This is a genomic window from Variovorax sp. P1_H12_2 (genome assembly GCF_056405335.1).
In genome coordinates this window covers 1-11,566 of the sequence record NZ_JBFUCI010000185.1, presented here as the reverse complement: position 1 = coordinate 11,566, position 11,566 = coordinate 1, and the positions used below count along the sequence as shown (strand labels likewise).

Below are 11,566 nucleotides of genomic sequence, written 5' to 3'. Positions count from 1 at the left end.
CTCATGCAACTGCGCGACGGCCAGCTGCGATTCTTCGGCCTGTGCAGCATTCTTCTGGGCCTGATCCTGCTTTGGCTCCTGGCGTGAACGCGCCCCCACGCTTCCTCACTGCGTGCGGTCGCTGCCCCCCGAGGGGGCCGCAGCCGTCTTGGGGCGGCCGGGCGCCGGCCTGACGCGCACCCGGTAGAATCCCGGTTTAACCACGCCCCCGATCTCCATGTCCGCCTGGGTCCTCCCGGATCACATTGCCGATGTGCTGCCTTCCGAGGCGCGCCACATCGAAGAACTTCGACGCCAGCTGCTCGACACCGCCCGTGGCTATGGCTACGAGCTGGTGATGCCGCCGCTGCTCGAGCATCTCGAATCCCTCCTGTCCGGTACCGGCGAAGCGCTCGACCTGCAGACCTTCAAGCTGGTCGACCAGCTGTCGGGACGCAGCATGGGTCTGCGCGCCGACACCACGCCGCAGGTCGCGCGCATCGATGCCCATCTGCTCAACCGTGCGGGCGTAGCGCGCCTGTGCTACTGCGGTCCGGTGGTCCACACCCGGCCCGACCGCCCGCACGCGACGCGCGAGCCGCTGCAGTTCGGCGCCGAGATCTACGGCCATGCGGGGCTCGAAGCCGACACCGAGATCCTGCGCCTGGCGCTCGATTGCCTGCGGGCGGCCGGCGTGACCGGGCGGCCGCAAGCGCCGGTGATCGTCGACCTGGCGGACGTCCGCATCGTGGACTCGCTGTTTGCCGGCGTGCCGGTGGATGCGGCCATGATCGCGCGCGTTCATGCGGCACTGGCGGCCAAGGACGCGAGCACGCTGCGCGAGCTCACGGCCGCTTTTCCGGCGCCTTCGCGAGAAGGCCTGCTGGCCCTCGTGCAGCTCTACGGCGATGCGTCGGTGCTCGACGAAGCGGCCCGGGTGCTGCCCGACAGCCCCGGCATCCGGGCGGCACTGTCCGACCTGAAGCAACTCGCCGGCCGCCTGGACGGCGCGCGCGTCAGCTTCGACCTGGCCGACCTGCGCGGCTACGCCTATTACAGCGGCATGCGCTTCGGCATCTACACCGACGGCGCCAGCGACTCGCTGGTGCGCGGCGGGCGCTACGACGAGGTGGGGGCGGTGTTCGGCCGCAACCGTCCGGCCGTCGGCTTCAGCCTCGACCTCCGCGAGCTGGTCGCGGCGCTGCCGGCGCGGCCGTTGCGGGCCGCGATCCGGGCGCCCTGGAGCGATGCCGAAGCGCTCAACAAGGCCATCGCCGCACTGCGCGGCGAGGGCGAGACCGTGGTCTGCGTGCTGCCGGGCCACGACAGCGAGATCGACGAATTCCATTGCGACCGCGAGCTCGTCGAATCCGGCGGCCAATGGCGCGTGCAAGCCATCCGAATTTGATCTGAGAAGAGAGTCATCATGAGCGTTACCACCGGAAGAAACGTGGTCGTCGTCGGTACCCAGTGGGGCGACGAGGGCAAGGGCAAACTGGTCGACTGGCTGACCGAGAGCGCACAGGGCGTGGTGCGCTTCCAGGGCGGCCACAATGCCGGCCACACGCTGGTCATCAACGGCGTCAAGACCGCGCTGCACCTGATCCCCAGCGGCATCATGCGGCCCGGCGTCAAGTGCTACATCGGCAACGGCGTGGTGGTCTCGGCGGCCAAGCTGTTCGAGGAGATCGAAGGCCTCGAGAAGGCCGGCGTCGAGGTCCGTTCGCGGCTGCGCGTCAGCGAGGCCTGCCCGCTGATCCTGCCGTTCCACGCGGCGCTCGACATCGCGCGCGAGGCCTACCGCGAGAAGGGCGGCATCGAGAAGATCGGCACCACCSGCCGCGGCATCGGCCCGGCCTAYGAGGACAAGATCGCGCGCCGCGCGCTGCGCGTGCAGGACCTGAAGCACCCCGAGCGCTTCGCCACCAAGCTGCGTGTGTTGCTGGAGCTGCACAACCATGTGCTGACCCAGGTGCTGAGCGCGCCGGCGATCGACTTCGACACGGTCTACGACGAGGCCATGCGCCACGCCGAACTGCTCAAGCCGATGATGGCCGACGTCTCGCGCGAGCTCAACGACGCGCACCGCGCGGGCGCCAACCTGCTGTTCGAGGGCGCGCAGGGCACCCTGCTCGACGTCGACCACGGCACCTATCCGTATGTGACCTCCAGCAACTGCGTGGCCGGCAATGCGGCGGCCGGTTCGGGGGTCGGGCCCGGCATGCTCCATTACGTGCTCGGCATCACCAAGGCCTACTGCACGCGCGTCGGCGGCGGCCCGTTTCCGACCGAACTCGACTGGGCCACGCCCGGTACCGTCGGCTATCACCTGAGCACCGTGGGCGCCGAGAAGGGCGTGACCACGGGACGCAGCCGCCGCTGCGGCTGGTTCGACGCCGCGCTGCTCAAGCGCTCGGCACAGGTCAACGGCCTGAGCGGCCTGTGCATCACCAAGCTCGACGTCCTCGACGGCCTCGAAGAGCTGCAGCTGTGCACCGGCTACCAGCTAGACGGCGAGTACACCGACATCCTGCCGATGGGCGCCGACGAGATCGAGCGCTGCACGCCGGTCTACGAGAAGCTCGAAGGCTGGACCGACAGCACCGTGGGCGTGACCCAGTACGACAAGTTGCCGATCAATGCGCGGCTGTACCTGCAGCGCATCGAGCAGGTCACGGGGGTGCCGATCCACATGGTGTCGACCAGCCCCGATCGCGATCACACGATCATGATGCGCCACCCCTATCTCGCCGATTGACCCACCACCCCCGCTGGAGCCCAGACCCATGTTGACCGAAGACGGCAAGCACCTCTACGTGAGCTACGACGAGTACCACAACCTGATCGAGAAGCTCGCGATCAAGGTGCATCAGTCAGGCTGGCATTTCGACACCATCCTGTGCCTGGCGCGCGGCGGCCTGCGKCCGGGCGACGTGCTGTCGCGGATCTTCGACAAGCCGCTGGCGATCATGTCGACCAGCTCGTACCGGGCCGACGCCGGCACGGTGCAGGGCCACCTCGATATCGCGCGCTTCATCACCACGCCCAAGGGCGAGATCGCGGGCAAGGTGCTCCTGGTCGACGACCTCGCGGATTCGGGCCACACGCTGCACGCCGTGGTGGAGCAGCTCAAGAGCAACTACAAGCCCATCACCGAGCTGCGCAGCGCGGTGCTCTGGACCAAGGCGCTGTCGACCTTCACGCCGGACTATTCGGTGGAGTTCCTGCAGACCAATCCGTGGATTCATCAGCCCTTCGAGGGCTACGACTCGCTGGGTGCCGAGAAGCTGCTCGAGAAATGGTCGGTCTGATTCAGGCCGGCCGGTCTCATTTGAGCTCTTCCGTGTAGCGCTTCTGCATTTCGTCGGTCGCCACCTCCTCGATGGCATGGCCGACGTTCCAGCGGTGGCCGAAGGGGCAGCGGAAGGTGCCCGAGCGCTCGCCGTAGAAGTGATCCTCGACCGGCATTTCCAGCGTCGCGCCTGCCTTCAGCGCCCGTTCCACCAGCGCGTCGGCGTTGTCCACGTGAAGGTGCAGCGTGACCGGCGTGGCGCCGATCGTGGTGGCGCTCCGGATGCCGTATTCCGGGAACTCGTCGCACAGCATCACGATGGTGCCGCCGAAGTCGAGCTCGGCGTGGCCGATGCGGCCGCTGGGCTCGGCCAGCCGGAATTTTTCGGTGGCGCCGAAGACCTCGCCGTAGAAGGCGATGGCGGCAGCCGTGTCATTCACGCAGAGGTAGGGGAAMAGTTCATGGACGGTCATCCTGGGGTCCTCGATGAAGCGGAGTGGGTGCGATTCTGGACCTGCCCGCGCCGGTTGTATCGAACGAATTTGGGGATGCGCGTCAGCAGCATGCCTTCCATTGTCCGCGCTGGTGCCGACCCGGTCGACTAGCATGGAGGGATGCGAAAGCCCATCACCGACCTGATCCATCATCCCTACCTGCCACCGGCCCATTTTTCGGCGCCCCAGCCCGGCGTCTTCAAGGCCTCGACTGTCTTCTTCGCCAACGTCGCCGCGATGCGCGCGCGCGATTGGAGGACCAAGGCCGGCTACACCTACGGACTGCACGGCACGCCGACCACCTTCACGCTCGAGGAGCGGCTCGCCACGCTGGAGGGCGGCACCGAATGCCTGCTGGTGCCCAGCGGGCTGGCGGCGATCGCGCTGGTGTCGTTCGCGCTGCTGAAGACCGGCGACGAGGTGCTGATCCCGGACAACGCCTATGGCCCGAACAAGGCGCTGGCCACCGGCGAGCTGGCCAACTTCGGCATCACCCATCGGCTCTACGACGCGATGAACCCGGCCGATCTCGCGGCCAAGCTGTCGGACCGCACCAAGCTGGTCTGGGTGGAGGCGGCCGGCTCGGTCACGATGGAGTTCCCGGACCTGCCGGCGCTGGTCGACATCTGCCGGGCGCGCGGCGTGGTGAGCGTGCTGGACAACACCTGGGGCGCCGGCCTGGCCTTCGCGCCCTTCGATTTCAATGGCAGCGGGCAGGGCGTCGACATCTCGGTCCATGCGCTCACCAAATACCCGAGCGGCGGTGGCGATGTCCTGATGGGCAGCGTGGTCACCCGCGACGAGCGCCTGCACCGCGCGCTCAAGCTCACGCACATGCGCATGGGCTTCGGCATCGGGGTCGGCGATGTCGAGACCCTGCTGCGCTCGCTGCCGAGCATGGCGCTGCGGTACGAGGCGCACGACCGGAGCGCGCGCGAGCTCGCCCGCTGCCTCGAAGGCCGGGCCGAGGTCGCGCAGGTGCTGCACCCGGCGCTCGAGGGCTCGCCCGGACATGCGCACTGGCTGCGGCTCTGCGGGGCGACCGACCTTGCGGCGGGCCTGTTCTCGGTGGTGTTCGACGCCCGCTATGGCAGCGAGCAGATCGATCGCTTTTGCGACAGCCTGGCGCTGTTCCGGCTCGGCTATTCCTGGGGCGGGCCGATCAGCCTGGTGGTGCCCTACGACATCGGTCTCATGCGCGATGCGGCGGTCGCCCGCTGGCCCCACAAGGGCACGCTGGTGCGCTTCTCGATCGGCCTGGAGGACGTGGACGACCTGCGCGCCGATCTCGAACAGGCCCTCGCGGCGCTCTGAGGCGCCCTCGATATCGCGTACAGTCTGACCATGTGCAGTCACCGTGACTGTCTCGCCCGAAGGAGAAGCAGTGGCAACACCAAATTACGGCTACGAAAAGCGCCAGAAAGAACTGGCAAAGAAGAAGAAGAAGGAAGAGAAACTGCGGGAAAAGGCCAACCGCAAGCTCAGCCCCAGCAGTGACGGGCTGGCCCCGGGGGACCCTGAAACCGACGTCGCATCGCTGGAACGCGATCCGCCGACGGTGCCCGAACTGCCCACCAAGAACGGCTGAGCCGTTCCGGCGTCGACCTTTGAAGAGCCGCCGCGGCCATGCGCCGCGGCGGCTTTTTGCTTGATCGGTGGCTCACTTGGGCAGCATCTTGCGCAATGCGGGCCAGATGTTGTCGAGCATGCGCGGCTGCGCGGCCGCGGTCGGGTGGATGCGATCGGCCTGGAACAGCACCGCGGCGTCGGGCCCGTCCGCGACGCCCTTCAGGAGAAAGGGCACCAGCGGCGCCTTCGTCGCGGCCGCCACCTTGGTGAACAGTGCCTCGAAGCGGCGCGTGTAGTCGCTGCCGTAGTTCGGCGGCACCTGGATGCCGACCAGCAGCACCTGGGCGCCCGCGGCCTGCGCGGCCCGGGTCATCTGCAGCAGGTTGTCCTCGGTGCTCGCCAGCGGGAGGCCGCGCAGCGCGTCGTTGGCGCCCAGCTCGAGCACCACATGGGTCGGCTGGTGCTGCGCCAGGAGGTTGGGCAGGCGGGCCCGGCCGCCCGCGCTGGTGTCGCCGCTGATGCTGGCGTTGACCACCGTGGCTGCGACCTTCTGCTGCGTGAGGCGCTGGTCGAGCAGGGGCACCCAGCCTTCGCCGCGCTTGAGGCCGTACTCGGCCGACAGCGAATCGCCGACCACCAGGATCACGGCTTGCTTGCCGGGCGCGGCCTGCGCTTCGGCGGCCAGCCATGACCCCGCATTCGCGGCCAGGGTGCCGCTCAAGATAAAGTGACGTCGATTCACCACGCGAAACCTTTCAATGTCCTCACTCCGAACCGATGACCGAGCCGATGCCATCGTTGCCGTCGAGCATGTCTTCAAGTCCGTCACCGATTCCACCGGAACGCTGGACATTCTGCAGGACATCGATTTCACCCTGGGCGCGAAGGAGACGGCGGCGATCGTCGGCGCCTCGGGCTCGGGCAAGAGCACGCTGCTGTCGATCGTCGCCGGCCTCGACACGCCCACCCGCGGCACCGTCAGGCTGGGCGGCGAGGACCTGTTCGCGATCGACGAAGACGAGCGCGCGGCCTTGCGGGCCCAGAAAGTCGGCTTCGTGTTCCAGAGTTTCCAGCTGCTCGGCAACCTGAGCGCGCTCGAGAACGTGATGCTGCCACTCGAGCTGGCCGATCGCAAGGATGCCCGCAAGGCGGCCACCGAGATGCTCGGCCGCGTCGGCCTGGGCCAGCGCCTGGGCCACTATCCCAAGGTGCTGTCGGGCGGCGAGCAGCAGCGGGTGGCACTGGCCCGGGCCTTCGTGGTCCAGCCGGCGCTGCTGTTGGCCGACGAACCCACCGGCAGCCTGGATTTCGCCACCGGCGAGCAGGTCATGCGGCTGATGTTCGACCTCAACCGCGAACTGGGCACCACGCTCGTGCTCGTGACGCACGACCGCGGCATTGCCGCCCAGTGCGAACGCAAGATCACGATCGAGGCGGGGCGCGTGGCGCTCGACGGGCGCAGTACCTGAGCGCCATCAGGGGGATCACGGCCATGCGGAAACCCTCATCCGACAGCGAAGACGAGGAAGACACTGCGTTCGGCGGGCTGGCGCCCCGCGGCGGGCCGGAGCCCGACCCCGGGCGTGGTGGCGGGCCGCGCCGGTGGCGCGTGGCGGCGGCCGTCCTGGCCATCGTCGTGGTCGTTGTCGCCCTGTGGTATTTCGGCGGCCGGTCCTGACGCGGGCAGCGTGCCCCGGGGGCTCGATAATCCCCCCATGTCTTCTCCCAAAGTGATCTTCGGCTTCCATGCCGTGGGCGTGCGCATCAAGACCGCGCCGAAATCGGTGATCGAGGTGCTGTTCGATGCCAGCCGGCGCGATGCGCGCATGCGGCAGTTCGTCGCCCGTGCGCAGGACGCCGGCGTGCGGCTCGTCGAGGCCGACGGCCTGCGCCTGTCCAAGCTCAGCGGCAGCCACGGCCACCAGGGCGTGGCCGCGCGCGTCGAGCCCGTGGCCCAGACCCATTCGATCGACGAGCTCCTCGAGGGCCTCGAAGCCGCAGGCACCGTGCCCCTGCTGCTGGTGCTCGACGGCGTGACCGACCCGCACAACCTGGGCGCCTGCCTGCGCGTGGCCGACGGCGCGGGGGCCCATGCGGTGATCGCACCGAAAGACCATGCCGCCGGCATCAACGCCACCGTGGCCAAGGTGGCGAGCGGGGCGGCCGAGACCGTGCCCTATTTCATGGTGACCAACCTGGCACGCACCCTCGGCGAGCTCAAGGAGCGCAACATCTGGTGCGTGGGCACCAGCGACGACGCGCCCGGCACGCTGTACCAGTGCGACCTGAAGCGCCCCCTCGCGATGGTGCTGGGTGCCGAGGGCGAGGGTATGCGGCAACTCACCCGCAAGACCTGCGACGAGCTGGTGAGCATTCCGATGGCGGGCGCGGTCGAAAGCCTCAACGTCTCGGTGGCCAGCGGCATCTGCCTCTACGAAGCCATGCGCCAAAGAGCATAGGCTCGCCCCCAGGTTGGGCTCACTTCGTGTAGCCCGCCCACCCCCTACCGGGGGCAACACCAGCGGCCCGGCGGAGCCGGTTCCGCGGTGTTTCCCGAAAAGGCCTGGCTGCGCCGGCCGGTTAGGGGAGGGTGAAGAAGCGCATCACGACCTGGGCGGGATGCCGCACGCCGACGCCGACGAACATGCGCTCGGCGATCCAGCCCAGGGCCGGGGAAGAGGTCTCGAAGCGCGGATTGCAGCGGAAATAGACCTGGGCCGGGTCGACCGGCTCGCCGCGCAGCAGCTTGGCCATGACCTCGGCCGGCGCCGAGCGGACCGCGTGGTTCTGCACGTAGATCAGGTCGCCGGCGTCGGTTTCCAGGCCGTAGCGGGCGTCGAGCTCGGACAGCGTTTCGCTCACGATCAGCTGGAAATCGGTGCCGCCGGGCAGGACCCGCGCGGTCCAGCCGTTGCCGCGGGCCTCCCCGCCGGTGATCGGGACCAGTCGCCGCGTGCCGCGCGGGCCATGGCTCAGGATCTGGGGCTGGCCGACTTCGACCGTCAGGTCGGCGAAATACGCGAGTGCCGGCGCTGCCAGCGGATCGATCGAATTCATGGGGAGACGGTTTCGGTGCTGGCCGCGTCCAGCGCTGCGACCGTTTCGGGCGCCAGACGCAGCGTGGCGGCCGCCACCAGTTCGTCGAGCTGCTTCATCGAGGTGGCGCTGGCGATCGGAGCGGTGATCGCGGGCCGCGCGATCTGCCATGCGATCGCCACCTGGCCCATCGTCGCGCCCTGGGCCTTGGCGGCGGCGTCGAGCGCGTCGAGGATGCGCAGCCCGCGCGGGTTCAGGTACTTCTTCGTCGTGCTGGCACCGCGCGCGCTTTTGGCGGCATCGGCCTCGGTGCGGTACTTGCCCGTGAGGAAGCCGGCCGCGAGGGCGTAGAAATTGATCACGCCGACACCGCGCTCGAGGCACAGCGGCTCCAGTGCGTCCTCGAACACGGCGCGGTCATAGAGGTTGTAGAGCGGCTGCAGGCTCTCGTAGCGCGGCAGCCCCTGTTTCTCGGCGACGTCCAGCGCCTCGGCCAGGCGCGGCGCGCTGAAGTTCGAGGCCCCGATCGCGCGAACCTTGCCGGCCTGGATCAGCGCGGCAAAGGCCTCGGCCGTGTCCGAGAGCGGTGTTTCCGGGTCGTCGTCGTGCGACTGGTAGAGGTCGATGTGGTCGGTCTTGAGGCGCCGCAGCGACGCGTCCACTGCCTCGCGGATGTAGGCCGGCGAGAGCCCCTTCTTGCCTTCCCCCATCGGCTTGCCGAGCTTGGTCGCGAGCACGATCCGGTTGCGCTTGCCGGTCTGCCGGAGCCACTTGCCGATGAGGGTTTCGGATTCGCCGCCGCTGTGGCCCGGCACCCAGCTCGAATAGACATCCGCGGTGTCGACGAAGTTGAAGCCCGCGTCGAGCCAGGCGTCGAGCAGCCGGAACGAGAGTGCCTCGTCCACGGTCCAGCCGAAGACGTTGCCGCCGAATGCCAGCGGGGAGACTTGCAGGCCGGAGCGGCCGAGGGGTCGAAGTTGCATGGAACAGCCTTTGTGGGTGAATCAGACGAAACCGAGGGCGCCGAGCAGCGCGCCGGCCCCCAGCAGCCACAGCAGGTGGATGCGGGTTCGCCAGACGATAAACGCCGCCACGCCGGTCAACAGCCACAGGTGCCAGGCGGGCGCGTTGCCGGCGTGGTTACCCGCGGCCAGCACCCAGCCGGTGGCGACCAGCAGGCCGATGACGACGGGCGCCATGCCCTGCTTGAAAGCGCGCACCTCGCGCCGCGAGCGGTTGCGATGGCCCCAGCGGGTCGCGAAGTAGGTCAGGGTGGTGCTGGGCAGCATGATGCCGACCATCGTGACCGCCAGGCCCAGGAGGCCGAGCAGCCACGCCTGGGGGCCGGCGCCGATGCCGCCGCCGGCATTCAGGCCGACGTTCCAGCCCATCAGCGCGACGAACAGCACGTTGGGGCCCGGCGCGGCCTGGGCGATCGCGACCGAGGAACTGAACTGGGCGTCGCTGAGCCAGCCGTGGTCGCTCACCAGGTAGCGGTGCATGTCGGGCACGGTGGTGATGGCGCCGCTGATCGACAGCAGCGAGAGCATCATGTACTGGGCGAACAGGGACAGCCAGTCCTGCCAGTGCATCGCGATGGTCATTCAGCAATCTTCCGCCAGGTCCAGACGCAGGCCACGCCGCCGACCGCCAGCAGCACCCAGCCGAGCGGGATGTGGGCCAGCGCGATGGYGGCGAACACCAGCGCCGCCAGTGCCAGGCAGGCGCCGAAGCCGAGCGGATGCCGGCGCAACTGGGGAATCAGCTTGATGCCGGTGGCGGCGATCAGCCCGCCGGCCACCGCGCCCATGCCGCGCAGGGCGCCGGCCACCTCGGGATTCGCCGCGAAGCGGGCATAGGCCACCGCCAGCACGAGGATCACGCCGAGCGGCACGAGCAGCATGCCGGCCACGGCCGCGATCGCGCCGCGCAGGCCGAAATGGCGGTCGCCGATCATCAGCGCCAGGTTGATGACGTTGGGTCCCGGCAGCACCTGGGCCACGGCCCAGTCCTCGAGGAATTCGTCGGCGGTGAGCCAGCGCTTCTTCTCGACCATCTCGCGCTGGACGATGGCGAGGACGCCGCCGAAGCCCTGCAGTGCGAGCCAGGTGAATGAAACGAACAGGTCGCGCGGAGACTGGGGTCGGGGGCGGTCGGTCGCCGCAGGAGGAGATGCCGGGTGCATGTGCCGCGATTATCGTGGGCCGGCCTCTTCGGCGCGACGCGGGCCCGCCTGGTTGCTGCGAAACTCCGGCCATGAACGCACGCGCGGTTTTCGATCTCTTCAAGCAGTCCGTGGCCTCGTGGCGGGCCGACTACGCCCCCAGCATGGGCGCCGCGCTGGCCTACTACACGGTGTTCTCCGTGGCGCCGCTGATCCTGATCGTGATCTCGGTGGTCGGCCTGGTGTTCGGCCAGGAGGCCGCGCGCGGCGAGATCCTCGATCAGCTCTCCGAGCTGATGGGGGCCGAAGGCGCGAGGGCGGTCCAGGCGATGCTGGAAGCACTCAACAAGCCGACCCAGGGCATCGTCGGCACGGTGGTCGGCATCGGCCTGCTGGTGATCGGTGCGACCACGGTGTTCGGCGAACTGCAGGACGCCTTCGACCGCATCTGGCGGGCGCCGGCGCGCGACGAGAGCGGCGGGCTGCTGTCGCTCATGCGCACGCGGCTGCTCTCGTTCAGCATGATCATGGGGATCGGCTTCCTGCTGATCGTGTCGCTGGTGGTCAACGCGGCACTGGCAGCCCTGGGCGAATGGTGGGCGCCGCTCTTCGGCGGCTGGGCCACCCTGGCGCAGAACGTCAATTCGGCCTTCGGCTTCGTGACGGTGACGGTGGGCTTCGCGATGATCTTCAAGGTCATGCCGCGCGCGAGCGTGCAGTGGCGCGACGTGTGGGTGGGCGCGGCCGTGACCGCCGTGCTGTTCACCGTCGGCAAGTACCTGATCGGCCTGTACATCGGCACCACCGGCATCGCGTCAGGCTATGGGGCCGCCGGTTCGCTGGTGGTGGTGCTGGTGTGGGTCTACTACTCGGCGCAGATCTTCCTGCTGGGGGTCGAGTTCACCTGGGTCTATGCGCACACCTACGGGTCGCTCAAGGGCGTTCCCCGGCCCGCGCCCGGGCGTTCGCCGATGCGGACCGACGAGCCGGGCAAGGCGACCTGACCTGACCTGACCCCCACGCTCCGTCACT

16 protein-coding genes are annotated in these 11,566 nt (G+C 68.9%); 10 read left to right on the top strand and 6 right to left on the bottom strand.

Going from position 1 to position 11,566, the window contains the following annotated elements:
* Positions 1–3 precede the first annotated feature (3 nt).
* The 4 genes from AC1D2K_RS18815 to AC1D2K_RS18800 all read left to right on the top strand — a co-directional run bounded on the left by AC1D2K_RS18815 (position 4) and on the right by AC1D2K_RS18800 (position 3,290).
* On the top strand, positions 4–87 hold the full coding sequence (locus AC1D2K_RS18815) for a DUF2065 family protein (RefSeq protein ID WP_478090351.1): 84 nt from the start codon (positions 4–6) through the stop codon (positions 85–87).
* 130 nt (positions 88–217) lie between these two features.
* Entirely contained in the window at positions 218–1,387 is a 1,170-nt protein-coding gene (locus tag AC1D2K_RS18810; RefSeq protein WP_478090350.1) for an ATP phosphoribosyltransferase regulatory subunit, read from the top strand.
* Positions 1,388–1,405: 18 nt separating this feature from the next.
* Positions 1,406–2,737, top strand: a complete 1,332-nt coding sequence (locus AC1D2K_RS18805) for an adenylosuccinate synthase (protein ID WP_478090349.1) — start codon at positions 1,406–1,408, stop codon at positions 2,735–2,737.
* A gap of 28 nt (positions 2,738–2,765) precedes the next feature.
* Positions 2,766–3,290 carry a phosphoribosyltransferase gene (locus AC1D2K_RS18800; protein ID WP_442288078.1) on the top strand — a complete coding sequence of 175 codons (525 nt, stop codon included), beginning with the start codon at positions 2,766–2,768 and terminating at the stop codon, positions 3,288–3,290.
* A 16-nt stretch (positions 3,291–3,306) separates the two neighbouring features.
* Here AC1D2K_RS18800 and AC1D2K_RS18795 read toward each other — a convergent pair whose 3' ends face one another.
* On the bottom strand, positions 3,307–3,744 hold the full coding sequence (locus tag AC1D2K_RS18795) for a VOC family protein (protein WP_478090348.1): 438 nt from the start codon (positions 3,742–3,744) through the stop codon (positions 3,307–3,309).
* 141 nt (positions 3,745–3,885) lie between these two features.
* Here AC1D2K_RS18795 and AC1D2K_RS18790 point away from each other — a divergent pair, with 141 nt between their 5' ends.
* Positions 3,886–5,079, top strand: coding sequence for a PLP-dependent transferase (locus tag AC1D2K_RS18790; RefSeq protein WP_478090347.1), 1,194 nt, complete (start codon positions 3,886–3,888; stop codon positions 5,077–5,079).
* A gap of 70 nt (positions 5,080–5,149) precedes the next feature.
* Positions 5,150–5,353, top strand: coding sequence for a hypothetical protein (locus AC1D2K_RS18785; RefSeq protein WP_055796387.1), 204 nt, complete (start codon positions 5,150–5,152; stop codon positions 5,351–5,353).
* A 72-nt stretch (positions 5,354–5,425) separates the two neighbouring features.
* Here AC1D2K_RS18785 and AC1D2K_RS18780 read toward each other — a convergent pair whose 3' ends face one another.
* Positions 5,426–6,130 (bottom strand): arylesterase, encoded by a 705-nt coding sequence (locus AC1D2K_RS18780; RefSeq protein WP_478090346.1) that lies wholly within the window; start codon positions 6,128–6,130, stop codon positions 5,426–5,428.
* Here AC1D2K_RS18780 and AC1D2K_RS18775 point away from each other — a divergent pair.
* Genes AC1D2K_RS18775 through rlmB form a run of 3 tightly spaced genes read left to right on the top strand, consistent with a single transcriptional unit; the run spans position 6,093 to position 7,793 of the window.
* Entirely contained in the window at positions 6,093–6,803 is a 711-nt protein-coding gene (locus tag AC1D2K_RS18775) for an ABC transporter ATP-binding protein (protein ID WP_478090345.1), read from the top strand. The genes AC1D2K_RS18780 and AC1D2K_RS18775 overlap by 38 nt on opposite strands.
* 23 nt (positions 6,804–6,826) lie before the next feature.
* Positions 6,827–7,012 (top strand): hypothetical protein, encoded by a 186-nt coding sequence (locus AC1D2K_RS18770; RefSeq protein WP_478090344.1) that lies wholly within the window; start codon positions 6,827–6,829, stop codon positions 7,010–7,012.
* 37 nt (positions 7,013–7,049) lie between these two features.
* The gene (gene rlmB, locus AC1D2K_RS18765; protein WP_478090343.1) at positions 7,050–7,793 is read left to right on the top strand and encodes a 23S rRNA (guanosine(2251)-2'-O)-methyltransferase RlmB; all 744 of its coding nucleotides are present in this window, start codon (positions 7,050–7,052) and stop codon (positions 7,791–7,793) included.
* A gap of 121 nt (positions 7,794–7,914) precedes the next feature.
* Here rlmB and AC1D2K_RS18760 read toward each other — a convergent pair whose 3' ends face one another.
* Genes AC1D2K_RS18760 through AC1D2K_RS18745 form a run of 4 tightly spaced genes read right to left on the bottom strand, consistent with a single transcriptional unit; the run spans position 7,915 to position 10,555 of the window.
* Positions 7,915–8,391 carry a DUF3237 domain-containing protein gene (locus AC1D2K_RS18760; RefSeq protein WP_478090342.1) on the bottom strand — a complete coding sequence of 159 codons (477 nt, stop codon included), beginning with the start codon at positions 8,389–8,391 and terminating at the stop codon, positions 7,915–7,917.
* Positions 8,388–9,353: an aldo/keto reductase gene (locus AC1D2K_RS18755; protein WP_478090341.1), complete on the bottom strand. Its 966-nt coding sequence runs from the start codon at positions 9,351–9,353 to the stop codon at positions 8,388–8,390. The genes AC1D2K_RS18760 and AC1D2K_RS18755 overlap by 4 nt, the downstream gene beginning before the upstream one ends.
* A 21-nt stretch (positions 9,354–9,374) precedes the next feature.
* Positions 9,375–9,974, bottom strand: coding sequence for a chromate transporter (locus AC1D2K_RS18750; protein ID WP_478090340.1), 600 nt, complete (start codon positions 9,972–9,974; stop codon positions 9,375–9,377).
* Complete coding sequence (locus tag AC1D2K_RS18745) at positions 9,971–10,555, bottom strand: chromate transporter (RefSeq protein WP_478090339.1); 585 nt, start codon at positions 10,553–10,555, stop codon at positions 9,971–9,973. The genes AC1D2K_RS18750 and AC1D2K_RS18745 overlap by 4 nt, the downstream gene beginning before the upstream one ends.
* Before the next feature lie 71 nt (positions 10,556–10,626).
* Between AC1D2K_RS18745 and AC1D2K_RS18740 the strand changes: the two genes are divergently transcribed.
* Positions 10,627–11,538, top strand: a complete 912-nt coding sequence (locus AC1D2K_RS18740) for a YihY/virulence factor BrkB family protein (RefSeq protein ID WP_478090338.1) — start codon at positions 10,627–10,629, stop codon at positions 11,536–11,538.
* Positions 11,539–11,566: the final 28 nt, after the last annotated feature.